The sequence below is a fragment of the Nonomuraea sp. NPDC001684 genome (genome assembly GCF_053596515.1).
In genome coordinates, this window is record NZ_JBSFGJ010000166.1 from 1 (window position 1) to 18,941 (window position 18,941).

2 protein-coding genes and 1 pseudogene are annotated in these 18,941 nt (G+C 75.6%); all 3 read right to left on the reverse strand.

Features of this window, described 5'->3' with window-relative positions; genetic code table 11:
* A partial coding sequence (locus ACWCSD_RS26505; RefSeq protein WP_449918743.1) for an SDR family NAD(P)-dependent oxidoreductase occupies positions 1 to 12,382 on the reverse strand: 12,382 nt, incomplete at its 3' end.
* Positions 12,383 to 12,386: 4 nt separating this feature from the next.
* Positions 12,387 to 18,647 carry a beta-ketoacyl synthase N-terminal-like domain-containing protein gene (locus tag ACWCSD_RS26510; protein WP_449918746.1) on the reverse strand — a complete coding sequence of 2,087 codons (6,261 nt, stop codon included), beginning with the start codon at positions 18,645 to 18,647 and terminating at the stop codon, positions 12,387 to 12,389.
* Positions 18,648 to 18,783: 136 nt separating this feature from the next.
* Positions 18,784 to 18,941: pseudogene (locus ACWCSD_RS26515) on the reverse strand (thiolase family protein); the annotation flags it as partial.

An 18,941-nucleotide genomic window follows, 5' to 3' on the forward strand; every position in this document is an offset into this window, starting at 1 on the left:
CCTCGGCCTCGCCGTCGCCCGCGAACGAACGCAGCCGGGCGGCCAGCTCGTCCAGGCCGGCTGCCCGGACGGCGAGCCGTTCGGGCAGCTCGGCGCGGCCCACCTGAGTGGTGTACGCGAGCTCCGCCAGCCCCGCCCGCCCGCTCGCCGCGACGTCGGCGACCTGGCCCGCCATGGCGCGGAGCTGGTCGCGGGTACGCGCCGAGAGCAGGATCACCTGCTCCCCCGCGTCGGCGGGCTCCGGCGGCGTCCCGGCGGTGGGCACGTACTCCTCCAGGACGACGTGCACGTTGGCCCCGCCGGCGCCGAACGAGCTGACCCCGGCCCTGCGCGGGAACGTCTCGCCGTCCAGGAAGGGCCGCTGCCAGTCGGTCAGCCGGTCCGGCGGCCGGAAGGGGGACGCGGTGAAGTCGATCTTGGGGTTGGGCGTCTCCAGGTTCGCGCAGGGAGCCACCTGGCCGTGCTGGAACTGCAGCAGCACCTTGGTCAGCCCGGCGATGCCCGCCGCCCCCTCCAGGTGCCCGATGTTGGCCTTGACGGAGCCGACCATCCGGTCCACGCGGTCCGCGTCCGCGAAGCCCTGGGAGGCGAAGGCCCGGGTCAGGCTGGCGATCTCGATGGGGTCGCCGAGCGCGGTGCCGGTGCCGTGGGCCTCGACGTACGAGATGGTCCGCGGGTCCAGCCCGGCCCGCCGGACCGCCTCGGTGACCAGGTCGGCCTGGGCGCTCGGATTGGGCACGGTGTACCCGGCGGTCTTCCCTCCGGCGTTGGCGAAGGCGCCCTTGATGACGCCGTAGATCCGGTCGCCGTCCCGCTCGGCGTCGGCCAGGGGCTTGAGCAGCACCGCCCCGACGCCCTCCCCCGGGACGAACCCGTCCGCCGCCTCGTCGAACACCTTGCAGGCGCCGTCGGCGGCGAGCATGTTCAGCGAGCAGAGCGCCACGAAGTGGGCGGGGTGCAGGATCAGGTTCACGCCGCCCGCGATGGCCTGCGCGCACTCGCCGCGCCGCAGGCTCTCGCAGGCGAGCTGGACCGCGGTCAGCGACGACGAGCAGGCCGAGTCGACGGCGAGGCTCGGCCCGCGCAGGTCGAAGAAGTACGACACCCGGTTGGCGATCGACCAGTACGCCGAGTGCGCCCCCGCGAACCTGCCCTCCGGCCAGCCCTCGGCCGCCGCCATGCGCCCGTAGGAGCCGTACATGGTGCCGACGAAGACGCCGGTGCTCGGCTGCCTGGTGTGCTCGCTCAGGTAGCCGGCGTCTTCGAGCAGGGTCCAGGCGGTCTCCAGGAACAGGCGTTCCTGCGGGTCGGTGATCTCGGCGTCGCGCGGCAGGATGCCGAAGAAGGGCGCGTCGAACTGCTCCACGCCCTCGATGAAGCCGCCCCACTTGCTGTAGGTGCGCTGCTTGCGTCCGCGTTTGGGGTCGTACAGGGCGTCCAGGTCGAAGCGGTCCGCCTCGGTGATGCAGTTCGCGCCCTTCGCCAGGTTGCTCCAGAAGGCGTCCAGGTCGGGGGAGGCCGGGTAGCGGCCGGTCACCGCGACCACGGCGATGTCGAGGGCCTGCGCGGCGGGCTCGCGGCGCGGCGCGGGCCGCGCCGGCTCCTCCGGCGCGGGTTCCTGGCCGAGGGCCGCGCGCAGGCGCTCGCCGTGCTCGTTCTCCAGGTACGCGGCCAGCTCCTCGATCGTCAGGTTCTCGAACAGCAGGGTGGACGGCAGCGGCCCCAGGTCCTGCTCGAACCGGTGGATGACGTTCTGGCTCACCAGCGAGTCGATGCCGAACGTCTCGAAGGTGGCGCGCTCGTCCAGATCGGTGCTCCCGTACTTGAGCACCTCGGCGAACACCCGCTTGACGTAGCCGCGGGCGCCGGTGCCGGGAGCTGTGGCGGCCGCCGTCTCGCCCACCAGGACGCACTGGTCGAGCTCCGCGACGGGCGTGCCGGGGATGCCCAGGGTGCGGGCGGGGGTGAGACCGGCGTCCCGGAACGCCCGCTGCCATTGCGGCGCGCCGAGCAGCGGGCTGTGCGGCAGGCGCAGCTCCTCGTCGGTGAAGCGCCACCAGCCCGGGGTCAGCCCGAACGTGAGGGTCAGGAAGTCGGCCGCCCTGGTCACCTCGTTGACCAGCAACCGTCCGCCGGGACGCAGCAGCGCGGCGGCGTTGCGCAGCGTCCGGCCGACGTCGGCGGTGGCGTGCAGGACGTTCGTGGCCAGCACAACGTCGTAGGTCCCGGGTTCGAAGCCCTGCTCGGCCGGGTCGCGTTCCACGTCGAAGAGGGCGAGCACGAGGTCCGGGCGGCGCGCGCCGAACTCCCGCTCGCCGTGGCGCAGGAACCCGGGCGAGACGTCGGTGTAGGTGTACTCGACGTCCTGGCCTTCGAGGGCGTCCAGCACGAAGCCGGTGCTCGCGCCCGTGCCGGCGCCGATCTCCAGGACGCGGCGGGGGCCGCCGCGGGCGACCTCACCGGCCAGCAGCCGGTTGAAGTGGTCCGAGACCGCCTGCCCCTTGTAGACCTGCTCGACCAGGCTCATCGAGCCGCCGGGGAACAGCACCTCCATGGGGTCGCGCTCGCCCGCCAGCACGCCGGGCAGCGCCTCGACGCAGGCGGTCAGCAGCTTGACGTGCGGCTCCAGGTCGGGGAAGCGGGCCAGCACGTCCGCCGGCGACGTTTGCGGCGCGGGCCCGTCCAGCAGGTCGAACACGGCGGCGCGCAGCCGTCCGCGGTCCGCGCGCACGTTCTCGACGGCCCTCACCCGGTCGGCCGACCGGTGCAGCAGCCCGCGGGCCAGGTCGTCCAGCGCGGCGAACGCCGTCCGCGCCCGTTCCAGCTCACCGGGCTCGCCGGCCCGGCCGGGCTCGGCGGCGGCGTCCGGGGTGCGGACGCCGATGTGGGCCAGGCCCTTCGGCTCCGCCTTGACGACGAGCGCCTGCCGCGCGCCCGAGCCCAGGACGGACGCCAGCGCCGCCATGCCCTCCTCCGGCTCGATCGAGCCGATGCCCAGCTCGGCGAACCGGCCGTCGTAGCCGCCGCCGGAGACCGCGCCGACGCTGCCCCAGTAACCCCAGTTGATCACGCTGACCGGCCGGTCGGACAGGCTCAGCGCGTAGGCGTCCTCGAACGTGCTGGCGGCCGCGTAGTTCGCCTGCCCGCCCACCTCGACGAACGAGGCCGCAGAGGAGAAGTAGGCCAGGAAGTCGAGCGGCAGGCCCGCCAGCGCCTCGGCGAAGACGGCGGCGCCGGCCACCTTGGGCGCGAGCACCTGGGCGAACGCGTCGTCGTCCATGTTGGCGAGCGTCATGTCGCGCAGCACCAGAGCGGCGTGGAAGGCGCCGTGGAGCTCGCCGAACCGCTGCCGCGCCGCCTCGACGGCCCTGCCGAACGCGGCCCGGTCGGCCACGTCGGCCCGCAGGTACACGGCCTGGCCGCCGAGCGACTCGATCTCGGCCAGCTGCTCGCGGATCTCGGGGCTGATCTCGCGCCGCCCGACCAGGGCCAGCCGCGCTCCCGCGGTGGCGGCCAGATGCCTGCTCAGGGTGCGTCCGAGCCCGCCGGTCCCGCCCACGATCAGGTAGGCCCCGCCGTCCCGGTACGGGCTGCGTCCGGCGGTCAGGGGCAGGGGTTCCAGGGCGCGGAGGTGGCGGTGGCCGTCGCGGAGGGCGACCAGCTCGTCGGCGCAGCTCTCGGCGCGTACCAGGCGGGCGAGGTCGGCGGGCGGCTGCGGCGCGGCCCCGACGTCGATGACGGTGACGGTCCAGTGCGGGTGCTCGGCGGCCACCGCCCTGGTCAGTCCGATCACACCGGCCGCGTGCGGGACGATCTCCTCGTCCCCGACCCGCACGGCTCCGGCGACGACCACCTTCACCGTGGGGCTCCAGCCGCCGCGCCCCTGCTCGGAAAGCCGCTTGACCAGGCGGAACACGTCATGGGTGGTGGGGTCGTCGGCGGGCGGGCCGTTCCGGTCGGGCAGGGCGAGGACGTACACGGTGTCGTACCGTTCCTCCGGCGTCGCGGGCGAGGCGAGCGGGGCCAGGCGGCCGTCCTCGTGGGTGTCCAGGAGGGCGCGGGCCAGCGGCTCGGCGGCGGGGGTGTGCAGCACGAGAGCCCGGCCGCCGCCCGCACCGGGCTCGGTGGCGGCCTCGGTCCGGCGCCAGACGGGGGCGAAGATCATGCCGTCCGCCGGGCGGCTCGGCCGGGTCCGCAGGACGACCCCCCGGAACTCGGCCCTGACCCGCCCTGCGGCGTCGGCGAGGCGGACCGTGTACCCGTCCCGGCCCTCGTCGGTCACGTGGGCGTGGGCGGGGCCGGTGATCGGGCCGTCCAGCTCGGCCGACTCCACGCTGAACGGCATCGCGGGCTCACCGCCCTCGGGACGCAGCGCCGCGACGGTCTGGAGCGCGCCGTCCAGCAGCGCCTCCCAGCGCGCGCCGTCGCGCAGGACGCCGAGCGCCTCGCCGTCGCCGACGCGGACCTCGCGCAGCACCCGGAACCCGGGCCCGTAGTGCAGCCCGGCGCGGTCGAAGGCGCGGTAGAGGTCGTCGGCCGGACGGCTGTCCGCGCACCGGGCCTCGACCTGGGCGACGTCCAGCCGCCCGAGTGCGCCGTCGCCGGTCCGCAGGGTGCCGCGGGCGTGCCCGTCCAGCTCGAAGCCGCCGTCGTCGCGCACGACCACGTCCAGGGCGCGGGCCTCGCGCACCTCGAACGGGCGCAGCCACCGTACCCGCTCGAAGCGCACCGGACCGGACAGCCCGCCGCGCTCGGCGGCGATCGTCAGGAAGGCCACGCCGGGCAGCACGGGGGTGCCGCCGATCCGGTGGTCGGCGACCAGCCGGTCGTCGGGGCGGATCCAGGTCCCGGGGGCGGGCCCGGCGGGGTGGTCGTCGCCGGGCCCGGCGGGGTGGTCGTCGCCGCCGATCCAGTGGCGCCGGTCGTCCGCGAACGGGTATCCCGGCAGCGGCACCCGCCGCCCGCCCGCCGTCAGGTCGTCCCAGGGGAGGTCGTCGCCGCCGGTGTACCGCTCGGCGAGGCGTCCCGCCTCACCGCGTGCCGGGCGGGCGCCGTCGCGCAGCTGGCCGCGCAGGTCGGCGAGGTCCCCGGCCACGTACGCGCACCGGGCCCCGGCCAGGTGCGGCCTGCCCACGGCGAGCGTGCGGGCGACGTCGCGCACGTCGAGCTCCGGGTGGGCGTCGAGGTGGCCGGCCAGGCCGGTGCGCAGCCGGGCCAGGGCCTGCTCGTCCGAGGCCGACAGGGGGACGACGACGTCCTCGCGGCCGCCGGCCCGCGGTTCGCGGGAGGGCGGCTCGGCGACCACGACGTGGCAGTTCGTCCCGCTGAAGCCGAAGCTGCTCACCGCCGCGACCCGCTCGCCGGAGCGGCCGGGCGTCCAGGGCGACAGCTCCGTGACCACTTCGAGCGCGCCGTCCGCGAAGTCGATCTTCGGATTGGCCCGGGTGAACCCCGGCGACGGCGGCAACTGCCGATGCCGCAACGCCAGCAGGGTCTTGAGCAGCCCACCGATCCCCGCCGCCATGGTGGTGTGGCCGACGTTCGCCTTGAGCGAGCCGATGCGGCACGGGCGCTCGCGGTCCGCGCCGAACACCTTGGCCAGCGCCTTGACCTCGATCGGGTCGCCCAGCTCGGTCCCGGTGCCGTGCGTCTCGACGTAGTCCACCGCGCCGGGACGGATCCCGGCCCGCCGGTGCACCTCGGTCAGCAGTTCCGCCTGGGAGGAGGCGCTGGGCGCGGTGATGCCGTTGCTCGCGCCGTCGCCGTTGACGCCGCTGGCCCGGATCACGCCGTGGACGTGGTCGCCGTCCGCCAGCGCCCGGTCCAGCCGCTTCAGCACGACCACGCCGACGCCCTCGCCCAGCACGATGCCGTCGGCCGACTCGTCGAAGGGCGCGCAGGTGCCGGTGGGCGAGAGCATCCCGGCCTTGCTGCACCAGATGTGCATCCTCGGGGTGTTCATCACCGCCACCCCACCCGCGACCGCCGCCTCGCACTCGCCGCGCCGGATGCTCTCGCAGGCCAGGTGCACGGCCACCAGCGAGGACGAGCACGCGGTGTCCACGGCCATGGTCGGCCCGCCGAAGTCCAGCAGGTACGCGATCCGCGCGGGCAGCACCGAGGAGGCGTTGCCGAGGAAGGCGTGCCCGGTGTCGTCGCGTCCGGCCGCCGCCAGCAGGCCGGCGTAGTCGCCCGCGCCGCAGCCGACGAAGCACCCCCACGGTCTGCGGCCGGACCTGGCGGCGTAGCCGGCGTCCTCCAGGGCGTGCCACGCCTCCTGGAGGAACAGCCGCTGCTGCGGGTCCATCGTCTCGGCCTCCAGGGGCGAGATGTTGAAGAAGGCCGCGTCGAAGGCGTCGACGTCGGTGAGCATGGCGGCCCACTTGCTGTACGTCCGGCCTGGCGCCATGCGGTCGGCGTCGTACACCCGCGAGACGTCGAACCGCTCGGGGGGCACCTCGCGGATGCTGCACCGGCCGTCCGCCAGGTTCCGCCAGAACGTCCGGAGGTCGGGCGCGTCCGGGAACCGCCCGGCCATGCCGATGACGGCGATGTCCCCCTCCCGGACAGGCGCCTTCTCTCGTGCGGGGGTGGGCTCCTCACGGGCGGGGGGCTCTTCGGTGGGCCTCACCGCCTCCAGGGTGACCGTGCCGGTGTTCGCGGGAGGCTCGGCGGTCGTGGTGTCCGGCTCGGCGCGGTCGCCGTCGAGCGAGGGCAGCCGGACCTGGCCCGCCCGCTCCTCCGGATCGCCCGGTTCGGGCGTCTCGTCCCGCTCGGCGGGCGTGGGTTGCCTCGGTACGGAAGGTCGCTCCTCCGGGACCGGCTGCTCGGGGGCGGGACGTGGCGGAGGCACGGTCAGCCCGTCGGCGGCCACGGCCTCCCGTACGGCGTCCACCAGAGCGGGGACGGTCGGGTGGTCGTAGACGGCGACGGAGTCCAGGTCGAGCCCGAAGCTCCGGTTCAGGTCCCGGACGATCTCCACGGCCCCGATCGAGTCCAGCCCCATCTCGCTGAAGCTCAGCGAGTCGTCCACCTCGTGGGCCTGAAGGTAGAGGTGGCTCATGAGCGTGCCCTCGATGACCCGCCGCACCTCCCCCGGCTCAGGCCCGCCCCTCGCAGAACCCCCCTTCACGGGACGGGCCTTCGGTGACGCGCTTCTGCCCGTGTCCGCCTTCGGGGCGTCGCCTCTGAAGGTGTCCACCTTGGCGAAGTAGTCGTCGACGCGGGCCAGCGACTCCTCCCCCAGCACGCGCTCGTGCATCCCCGACTCCCCCGCGATGACGCCGGTCAGCCGGTCGAGCACCCGTCCGGCCAGCTCGGACTTGAGCGCCCGCAGGGCGGGCAGCGGCAGCGCGGCGATCGAGCGGGCGTGCCTGAGCGCCGCCTTCAGCACGGCGCCCTGCGGCAGGACGGTCACCCCGGCCCCCCGCCGGGCCAGCTCCTCACCCGTCACGGACCGGCCGGTGTAGAGCATCTCGTGCGCCGCCGACCGGCCGAGCCGCTCCTCCAGGATGTACGTCGCGCCCATCCCGGGCGTGAAGCCGAACTTCATGAAGTTGGCGCTGTAGACCCCCTCGGCCGCCATGATGACGAGGTCGGCGAAGAGCCCGAAGGCCAGCCCGCCGCCCGACGCGTGCCCCTGGACGGCGGCGACGACCGGCCGGTCGCACCGCAGCAGCCCCTCGTACAGGAAGGGCACGTCCGTGAAACGTCCTTCGCCGCCCGCGAGGGTGCGCAGGGCCTCCGGGGTGGCGCCCATGCTGAAGACGTTGCCGCTGCCGGTGAGCACGACCGCCTTGACGTCCTCGCGCCCGGCGATCTCGGCGAACGCGGCCTGGAGGTCGTCGATCAGCTCCCTGGTGAACATGGACGCGCCGGACCCCATCACCACCAGCGCCACCCCGTCGGGCAGCACCTCGAACCGCAGCCCTTCCCCGTCCGGCACGAGCTCCACGGCCTGCTCCTCCGGCGTCTCCACGGCGGGCGGCCCGGTGGGTGACTCGAACAACGGCTCGGCAGGCGGCTCGGAGGTCGTGGTGGCGCGCTGCCAGCGGCCGAGCCAGCAGCTCTCCTCCTGGAACGGGTAGACCGGCAGCGAGACCAGCCGCCCGCCGTCGTGGCACTCGCGCCACGGCACCTCGGCTCCTCCGGCCCAGGCGGCCGCCACCTCTTCCAGCCGTCCGGCCCGGAACAGCCGGACGCAGTCCGCCGCCGACGGCGTGCCGTCCTCGCCGCCGGAGCCGGTGAAGACGCCGGGGCCGGGGTTCGCGCCCGCCGCGTACGCCTCCAGCCCGTCCCGCAGCTCGGCCGCGTCGCGCACGACGAGCGCCAGCCGCTCGGCCATGCCGGTCCGTCCGACCTGCGAGGTGTAGGCGAGGTCGGCCAGAGCCGTGCCGGGCCCGGCCAGGTCGGCGACGGTGTCGTCCAGCGAGAGGCCCTGTCCGAGCTGGATCAGCGCGGCCGGGTCGAGGCCGAGGTCGCCCAGCGAGTCGGCCGGGTCGAGCTGGTCGGCGGGGATGCCGAGCAGCGCGGCCACCCGTTCGACGGCGCCCCGGGAGCTTGAGAGGGAGCCGTCCGCCGTGGCGGTCTCCGCCAGGAAGCGGGTCCAGGCGCGGGCGTAGTCGCGCAGCGCCTCGGGCGTACGGGCGGAGAGCACGACCAGGCAGGGCCCGTCCGCGCCCGGCCCGGGAGCGGGCTCCGGCGCCTCCTCGACCAGGACGTGCGCGTTCGTGCCGCCCGCGCCGAACGCGCTGACCCCGGCCCGCCGGGGCGTGCCGTCCGCGCGGGGCCAGGGTTCGAGCGCGCGCTGCACGTGGAAGGGCGTGGCGGCGAAGTCGATCTTCGGGTTGAGCTCGTCGGCGTGCAGGGACGGCACGAGTTGCCCGTGCTGGAGCTGGAGCAGCACCTTGGTCAGCCCGGCGATCCCGGCCGCGCCCTCCAGGTGGCCGATGTTGGACTTGACCGAGCCGATCGCGCAGTCCGCGCCCTCCGGCAGGGCCTGGCGCATGCCCTCGACCTCGATCGGGTCGCCGAGCGAGGTGCCGGTGCCGTGCGCCTCGATGTAGCCGATGCTCGCCGGGTCCCAGCCCGACCTGCGGATCGCCGTGCCGATGAGCTGGGCCTGCGAGCGCGGGCTCGGGACCGTGGCGCCGCTGGTCCGGCCGGTGTGGTTGACGGCGGTGGCGGCGATGACGCCGTAGACGTGGTCGCCGTCCGCCAGGGCCCGCGAGAGCGGCCTGAGCAGGACGGCCCCGACGCCCTCGCCGGGCACGTACCCGCTGCCGCCGGCGCCGAAGGCGCGGCATCGGCCGTCCTCCGACAACCAGTGTCCCTGGGCGAGTTGCAGGTACTTCTGCGGGTGGACGGTCGCGTTCACGCCGCCGGCCAGGGCGAGGTCGCACTCGCCGCGCCGCAGGCTCTCGACGGCCAGGTGCACGGCGGTCAGCGAGGAGGAGCAGGCGGTGTCCAGCGCGATGCTCGGGCCGTGCAGGTCGAGGGTGTAGGAGACGCGGTTGGCGATGGAGGCGTGCATGGCCGTGGGGGCGACGCCGCCCTCCCCGCCCTCGACGAGCTGGTAGTGGTTCCACATCACGCCCGCGAACACGCCGACGTTCTGCGCCGACAGCGACTCCGGCGGGTGGCCGGCGTCCTCCAGCGCGTGCCAGCAGGTCTGGAGGAACAGCCGTTCCTGCGGGTCCATGCGTTCGGCGTCGCGGCGGGAGATGCCGAAGAAGGCGGGGTCGAAGCGGTCGACGCCGTCGAGGAAGCCGCCCCACTTGCCGTACGTCCTGCCACGGGCGCCCTTCTCGGGGTCGTAGATCTCGTCGTGGTTCCAGCGGTCGTCCGGGATCTCCTCGATGCAGTCGCGTCCCTCGGCCAGGTTGCGCCAGAAGGCGCGCAGGTCGGGGGCCTGCGGGTACCGTCCGGCCAGCCCGACGACCGCGATGGGCTCGTCGCCGCGCACTTCGCCGGGCTCGCCGCCGCCCGCCGCCCGCGCCTCCGCGCGGGGCGTGGCGGCCGCGGGCCGGGAGGCCGGGCGGGGCGAGGGTTGCGGCGGGGCGGGCGGCAGCAGCGTGGGGACGCGGTCCGCGTCGCCGTGCAGCACCGTCAGGACGTCCTCGCTGCCGCTCAGGGCGCGGTCGAACACGTCGAGGGCGGCCTCGGTGGGCAGCGGGACCATCCCGGTGGCCGTGCGGGCGCGCTCGACCGTCTCCGGCCCGACCCGCATCCCGCCCTCGGCCCAGTACGGCCACGCGATCGCCAGGGTCCGGCCCGGCCGGTCCCGTCGCGCCGCCCGCCGCCGGGCGAACTCCTCCAGGTACGCGTTCGCGAAGGCGTAGTCGGCCTGCCCCGGGTTGGCCAGCGACGCCGACACCGACGAGAACACCACGAAGCAGTCCAGGTCGTCGTCCTTGGTCGCGGCGTCCAGGTGGCGCACGCTCAGGGCCTTGGCCCCCACCACGGCCTCGATGTCGGCGGCCCGTTTGCCCGGGTAGAGCCCGTCGCGGTTGACGCCCGCGCAGTGGACGACGCCGTCGATGCGGCCGTGGCGCGCCCGGACCGTGGCGAGGGCGCGCTCGACCTGGTCCGGGTCGGTCAGGTCGGCGGAGATCTCGGCGTTCCTGCTGATCGGCACGGCCGTGGCCTGGTGGCGGCGTGCCAGGTGCTCGGCGAGGAGGCGGCCGATGCCGCCCGTCCCGCCGGCGATCACGTACACGCCGCCCTTCCTGATCGGGACGCGCCCGCCGGGCTCGGGCTGCTCGGGCGGCTCGGGCGGCTCGACCGGGAGCCAGCGGCGCACCAGGCGTTCGCCGTGCTCGTAGCGGATCTCGGGCTCGGCGGAGGCGTCCCGCAGCACGTCGGCGGAGGCGGAGACGTCGGAGGAGGCAGGGGCGTCAGCGGAGGCGGGGGCGAGGGCGTCGGCGGGGTCCAGGCGGATGCTGCGGCAGCGGATCAGCGGGGTCTCGGCGGTGATCGTCCTGGCCAGCGCGCCGACGGCCTCGTGGGCGGGGTCGTCGCCGGTGTGGGCGTAGGTGAGGGTGACCGGCCGCTCCGGCTTCGCGGCGAGGACGGCCTTCGCGGTCTCCCAGACGGCCAGGCACGGGTCGGCGGGCTCACCCTGCGTGGCCCGGATCACCAGGTGCCGGGAACCGTCGTACCGGGCGCCGGGGGTGATCTCGCGGTACTCGCCGGGGTCGTCGCCGTCCTCGGGTTGCGGCACCCACACGTCGCGGAAGCAGCGCGTCTCGCCCGGCTCGGGCTCCGGCTCCCCCGGGGTGAGGTCGTAGGCGGAGGAGAGGTGGGCGGCGAGGCTGTCGATGTCGCCGTACTCGAACAGCAGGGTCGGGTAGAGCCGCCGCCCGACGATCTTCTCCAGCCGTTCGCTGATGTCCACGAGCGTGACCGAGTCCAGGCCGAGGTCGTAGAAGCCGGTCCCGGTGGGCACCTCGCCGGGCGGGCGGCCGAGCGGCCCGGCGACGAGCTCGCGCAGGCGGCCGACCAGGTCGCCGGAGCCGTTGTGGCCGGTGGCGGACGGCTGCTCCGGGCGGGCCGGGTCGTCGAGCAGCCGCTCGATCAGACGCGGCGACCTGATGCGCTTGCACGACAGCCCGCCGAACCCGGCGACGAAGCGCCCCCGCTCGTCGTAGAGGCCGAAGTCGTTGGTGATCACGTCGCCGGACGGCGCGATGCTCTCCGGGCGCGGCGCGTACACGTGGAAGGCCGCGCCGAGCCGCCGGGGCGCGCGGAACTCGGCGATGTAGACCGGGATGAACGGCTCCCGCCCCGACGCCTGGGTCTGGCCCAGCCCGGCCAGGGTGGCCGCGTCCAGCCGGGCGGGGTGCAGGTGGAAGCCCTCGTGGCCGGGGGCGGGCGCGTCCTGCCGCAGCTCGGCGAGCAGGTAGCCGTCGCCGTGGTGCAGCCGTCCTGCGCATTTCATCGGGGCGCCGTGGCTGATGTCCTCGGCCCTGGCGCGGGCGTACAGGTCCTCCATGTCGCCGTGCCGCCGGGCGCCGCGGCGGAGGGCGTCCAGGTCGATCGGGCCGGGCTCGGGGCCGGTCGGCGTGCCCACCTTGCCGGTGAAGTTCCGCCGCCAGCCGGACAGCGGCGTCCCGTCCCTGCTCCAGCGGCTCTCCGCCCGCACGTCGGCGCCGTCGACGGTGACGCGGATCTCCCGGTCGGCCTCCGGCTTGGTGACGATCGCCTCGGTGAACAGCACCTCGCGCAGGACGATCTCCCCGGCGTCGCGCCCGGTCGCCATCAGCGTGCGGAACACCAGATCGAGGAACGTCACCCCGGGCATGACGGACACGTCGTGCACCCGGTGGTTCCGCATGATGAAGTCGGTGTGCTTCAGCGTGGTGTGACACTCGATCGCGGGCATGGAGTCAGCGCCTCCCCGTGGTGATGTTCAGGTCGAGCAGCGAGCTGGCGTCGTCCGGCGGACCGGGATCGGGGCCGGTGCCGGTGCCGGAGGCGTCGGCCGGAACCGGATCACGGGCCAGGTCACGCGCCGTGTCACGGCCCGGGGCCGGGTCGCGTTCCAGCCACAGGCGCCTGCGCCGGAAGACGGGTGCGGGGGCGGGCTCGCGTTCCGGCCGCACGCCCGGCGGCGGGTCCGGCTCGCTCAGCACGAGGTGCGCGTTGGTGCCGCCGAGCCCGAACGAGCTCACGCCCGCGACCCTGGGCGAGGGCCAGTCCCGCGGCTCGGTGGCGGGCTCGAAGGGCGAGGCGGCGAAGTCGAAGCGCGGGTTGGGCCGCTCGCAGGACAACGTCGGCGGGATCCGCCCGTGCTCGACGGCCAGCGCCGCCTTGATCAACCCGGCGATCCCGGCCGCGCTGAGCGTGTGCCCGATGTTGGTCTTCACGCTGCCGATCGCGCACGTTCCCGGGTCGCCGCCGCCCTCGGCGAACACCCGCGTCAGGGCGCGCAGCTCGATGGGGTCGCCGATGAGCGTGCCGGTGCCGTGCGCCTCGATCAGGCCGATCTCGCCCGGCGTGCGGCCGGCCGCCTCCAGGGCCCGGCGGACCACGTCGGCCTGGGCCTCGGGGTTGGGCGTGGTGACGCCCATGGTGCGGCCGTCGTTGTTCACCGCGACCGCCTCGATGATCGCGTGCACCCGGTCGCCGTCGGCCAGCGCCGCGCGCAGCGGCTTGAGCAGGACGACCCCGCACCCCTCCCCCGGCACGAACCCGTCGGCGCGCTCGTCGAACGTGTGACACCGTCCGGTGGGCGACAGCGCCTTGGCCGCGCTGAGCTGGAGGTAGTCGTTCTCGTCCAGGAGCACCTCCACCCCGCCCGCCAGGGCGACCTCGGCCTCCCCGGCGAGCAGGCTCTGCGCGGCGAGCTGCACGCCGACCAGCGAGGAGGAGCAGGCGCTGTCCACCACGAGGTTGGGGCCGCGCAGGTCGAAGTGGTGGGCGACCCTGGCCGCGATGAAGTTCTGGTCGGAGGCCAGCCCGCCCGGCCGGACGCCGACCCGGCGCCCGTAGTCGGACATGCGGGCTCCGGCGAACACGCCGGCCCGGCGTCCGCGCAGTTCGGCGGGGTCGTAACCGGCGTCGGCCAGGCAGGCCGCGCAGCACTCCAGGAACATGCGGATGGCCGGGTCGAGGGCGCGGGCCTCGTCCTCGCCCAGGCCGAAGTAGTCGTTGTCGAAGTCCTCGATGCCGTCGACGAAGCCGCCCCACTTGCTGATGCTGCGGCCGAGGGCCGGTTCGGGCGAGTACAGCTCGCGGTGGTCCCAGCGGGAGGCGGGCACCTCGCGCACGTCGCACCGGCCCTCGGTGAGGTTCCGCCAGAACGCGGCCACGTCCGGGGCGCCGGGGAACCGGCAGGCCATGCCGATGATCGCGATCCTGCGATCCTCGGCGCCCGGAAGGGCAGACCCGGAGGCGCCGCCCGGCGCACTCTCCCGGCCCTCCCCCCACGCGCCCGTCTCGGGGGCGCCCGGGAGAACGGCGGTCGGCTCGGCGACGTCCGGACGGTCGGCGGCCGGCTCGGGGGCATCCAGGCGGTCGGCGGCCGGCTCCGGAACGCCCAGGCGGTCGCGGAGCTGCTCCAGCGTCGGATGGTCGAGCAGCAGCGACGGCTCCAGGCTCTCCCCGAGCCGTTCCTCGATGCGCTGCACCAGCTCGGCCAGCATCACCGACTCGACGCCGAGGTCCCCGAACTCCGCCGTCGGGTCCAGGGCGTCCACGGGGATGCCGATCGTCTCGGAGAACAGCACGGCCAGCCAGTCGGGCCCACCGGTCCACGCCGGCTCGGGAGCCGGGCGGGCAGTGGCCGGGCCGACGGTGGCCGGGTGGCGGTCCGCCCGCTCGGGGAGCCGGATCAGCGCCGGGACGTCCACGGACGCGCCGGACGGCGGGCACGGCAGCACGGTCGCGCCGCGCGGCAACCCGATCACCCGGTCCAGCACCCGCAGCCCCTCCCGGTCGCCGAGGGACGCGAGCCCGACGGCCTCGCCGACGTTCGGCTTGCCGCGCGCCCCGCCGGACTCCCGCCACTGCGGCCAGTCGACCGACCGGAACTCGGTCCGCCCGGACCGTCGCCTGACCCCGGTGCAGTAGTCGAGGAAGGCGTTGGCGGCCGCGTAGTCGGCCACCCCGGCGGCCAGCGCGGGCACGGCGGCGCACACGGAGGAGAAGGTGACGAAGAAGGCCGGACGGTCCCCGGCGCACGCCTCGTCCAGCGCCTCCAGGAGGTCGGCCTTGGGCGTGAGCACGGCCCGCAGGTCGTCCTCGGACTTGTGGGCCAGCGACGGACGGCCCTGGCTGGAGCGTCCCGCGCAGTGGACGACGCCGCCGATCGGGCCCAGCTCGCGCCGCACGCCGTCCAGGAAGGCGGCCACCCCGGACGGCGGCCCGGTGTGCACGACCACCCGGGCGCCCGCGCGTTCCAGGTCGAGGACGGTGGCGACGGCCTCCTCGCCGGAGCCGTCCCACTGCTCGCGCGGCGGCAGCGGACGCGCGCCGAGCAGGGCGAGCCGGCGCGCGCCGCGATCGGCCAGGTGGCGGGCCACCAGCGCGCCCAGCCCCCTGGTGCCGCCGCTCACGACGTAGACGGCCGCGGGGTCGAGCCGCGGCTCGGCGTACGGCGCGGACAACTCCCGCAGATCGGGACGGAACCGCTCACCGTCGCGGTAACAGACCTCCCCGTACGGCTCGGCGGCCGCCCATTCGGCGCGGATCTGCGCGGCCGTGGGCCGGTCGCTGTCCAGCACGGTGGCCGTGACCGCCGGGTACTCGGCGGCGAGCATCCGCACGAACCCCGCCATCCGCGCCCCCGCCAGGCTCGGCGACGCGCCGCCGAGGTCCAGCAGGCCGCTGGTGACGTGCAGGATCCGGAGCGGGCGGCGCCGGGCCAGGGCGTCCCGCAGGACGGCGAGCCGGTCCAGTTCGCCCGCCGGGTCGGCCTCGCCCAGGTCGCGCAGGTCGATCCAGCCGGTGAACTCCTCCGGGACGGGGTCGCCCGCGCCCACGGGCACGACCTGGTCGCCGAGCGAGCGCGCCAGCTCCTCGGAGGCGTCGCCGAACAGGCACACCACGGTCCCGCCGCCGAGCGTCCCGGGGTCGCGGGCGGGCTCCCCGGACGGCGCCCAGGTCCGTTCGAAGAGCGGCGTCTCGGCGACGGCCGGTTCCGGGGCGCCGGAGGCGGGTTCGAAGGGCCAGCACCGCATCCGGTCGAACGGGTACGACGGCAGGCCCACCAGCCGCGCGCCCGGCGGCGGCGTCCAGTCCACGTGGCCGCCGTCCACCCAGTGCCGGCCCAGCTCCAGCAGGTCGCCGGGCCGTCCGGACAGCTGGTCGCCGGACCACCCGGACGGCGGGGCGCCGGGACGGGTCCGGCCGCGCAGCACGTCGGCGGGCTCCGACCGGGCGAAGCGCTCCAGCCGTTCGCACAGCTCCGCCACGTCCGCGACGACCAGCGCGAGCCGTTCGCGCAGCGGTTCCCGTCCGATGCGGAGGGTGTGGGCGACGTCGGCGAGGCTCTCGGGCGTCGCGCGCAGGTGGCCGGCCAGCCGGCCCGCCATGGCCCGCAGCCGCCGCTCGTCGTGGGCCGACAGCACGATGAGCTGCGGTCCGTCGTCGGGCGTGCCGGTCACGGTGGGCGTGCCGGTCGCGGTGGGCGTGCCGGTCGCGGTGGGCGGGGCGGTCGCGGTGGGCGGGGCCTCTTCGATCACCGCGTGGGCGATCGTCCCGCCGGCGCCGAACGAGCTGAGGCCCGCCCGCCGGGGCGCGCCGCCGGGCCCCTCGGGCCAGTCGGCCGCCTCGCGCTGCACGCGGAAGGGGATCTCGTCCCAGGCGATGTCCGGGTTGAGCTCGTCGGCGTGCAGGGAGGGCACCAGCCGCCGGTGCCGGAGCTGGAGCACGATCTTGGTGAGCCCGGCGATGCCGGCGCCCGACTCGACGTGCCCGAGGTTGGACTTGACCGACCCGATCGGGATGCTGCCCGGCGCGGCCCCCACCTGCCCGAACACCCGCATGAGGGCGTTGATCTCGATGGGGTCGCCGAGCGCGGTGCCCGCGCCGTGGCATTCGAGGTAGCCGATCCCGGCGGGGTCCACGCCCGCGTCGGCGAGGGCGCGGGCGACGAGCTCGCCCTCCTCGACGGGGCTCGGCACCACCCAGCCGTTCGTCCGGCCCGAGTGCACGACGGCGGTGCCCCTGATCACGGCGTGGATGCGGTCGCCGTCCGCCTTGGCCCTGGACAGCGGCTTGAGCAGGACGACCCCGGCGCCCTCGGCGGGCACGAAGCCGTCGCCGCCCGCCCCGAAGCTGTGGCAGCGCCGGTCACCGGCGGTGAGCCGCATGCGGGCGTGCTGGACGAACTTGTTCGGATGCAGGTTGAGGTTGACGCCGCCGGTGATCGCCAGCTCGCACTCCCTCTGGCGCAGCGACCGGACCGCGAGGTGCAGCGCGGCCAGCGACGACGAGCACATCGTGTCGACCGACATGCTGGGCCCCTTGAGGTCCAGGTGGTAGGAGACGCGGTTGGCCACGCCGCCGAGCGTCGCGCCCGTGTCCTGGGGCTTGCCGCGCAGGCTCTGCTCGACGCCGAAGAAGGGGTACTCGTTGTACATCACACCCGCGTAGACGGCGACGTTCGAACCGTGCCGGTCGCGCAGGCGGGTGCGGGGGTAGCCGGCGTCCTCCAGGGCCTCCCAGGTGACCTCCAGGAAGACGCGCTCCTGCGGGTCCATGAGGGCCGCGTCGCGCGGGGTGATGCCGAACAGCAGCGGGTCGAAGTCGGTGACGCCGTCGAGGAAGCCGCCCCACATGAGGTCCACGGGCCAGCCCTCGCGGGTCCTGTCAGCGGGGACGCGGGAGAGCGAGTGCCGCCCGGCGGCCAAATTCTCCCAGAACGTGCCCAGGTCGGGGGCGTCGGGGTAACGCCCGGCGATCCCGATGACGGCGATCGCGCCGTCATCGGCGGTGTCGGCGGCTTTGTCAGGGTTGTCGGTGGATCGGTGGGGCTGGGGCGTCGGCGGGGCGGGGGTTCTGGCGGACAGGGCGGCGGCGACCCCGGCCAGGTCCTTGTGCTCGAAGAAGAGCGTGCGCGACCGCTCGCCCAGGTCCCGCTCCAGCCGCGCGTTGAGCTCCACGATCTGGGACGACGTCAGCCCGTACTGCTCCAGCGGCACCCGCGTCCCCAGCCGGTCGGCGTCGATGCCCGAGACCTCGGCGTAGACGCCCTTGAGGTAGTCCTCCATGTCCCCGGCGTCCCCGGCGGCGGCCTCCGACGCGACCGGCTCCGCCCGTTCGATCCAGTACGGCTCGGCCTCGAACGGGTAGGCGGGCAGCGCGACCCGTCCGGGCGGCTCCGGCCAGAACCGGGCCCAGTCGACGTCCTGACCGGCCACCCAGGCGGCCGCCGCCTCGGCCTCCGCGCCGGTCGGACGCCCGCCGGAGCCTCCGGCGAGCACGGACGGATGCGCCCTGCCCGCCGCGAACGCCTCCAGCCCCTCCCGCAGCCCGGCCGCGTCACGGCAGACGACGGCGAGCCGGTGCGCGAGGGCGGCGCGCCCGGTCTGGGTGGTGTAGGCGATGCGGCGCACGTCCCGCTCCCCGGTCTCGGCCAGGCGGCGGGCGGCGGCCACCAGCCGTTCCGGGGTCGCGGCGGACACCAGGACGGCGTGCTCCCGTCCGTCCTCGGCCGCGCTGCCCGGGGTCTCCTCGGGAAGGGGCGCGCGGACGACGGCGTGGGCGTGCGTGCCGGTCGCCCCGAAGGCGTTGATCAGCGCCCGCCGCTCGCCGGTCCACGGCTGCGGCTGCTCCGGCACGGTGACCGCGTCGGTGGGCGGCTCGGCGAGCAGAGTGGGCGCCAGCCGTCCGTGCCGGAGCTGCAGCAGCACCTTGGCGAGCTGGGAGGCGCCGGACGCGGCTTCGAGATGGCCGATGTTCGGCTTGAGCGTGCCCGCCGCGACGGGCTCGGCCCGCTCGCCGAAGACCTCGGCCAGCGCCTCGGCCTCGGCCGCGTCGGCCAGGGCGGCTCCGGCCGCCGCGCACTCGACGTAGGAGACGTCGCCGGGACCGGCGCCGGCCCGCTCCAGGGCGCGGCGCATGGACGCCGCCATGGCGTCGGCGCTCGGCGCGGTGAACCGCCCGGTACGCCCGGTGTGCGCCACCCAGGTGGCCTCGACCACGCCGTGGACGGCGTCCCCCGCCCGGACGGCGTCCGCGACGGGCCGCAGCAGGAAGGAGCCGACGCCCTCGCCGACCGTCCAACCGGGCCGGTCGGGGTCGAAGGCGGCGGCGCCGGCCCTCGGGCGTGGTGGCGGGCCGGATCGACTCGTCGCGGTCCAGGCTGGCGATCGGGGCGAGCTCGGCGCCGAAGTCCGCGGCGGCGGCCTTGGCGTGGGAGGCGGCGGCGAAGACGTCCATCTGCTCGCGGCTCAGCGACCACTTGGCGGCGATCAGCTCGGCGCTGACGCCCTGCG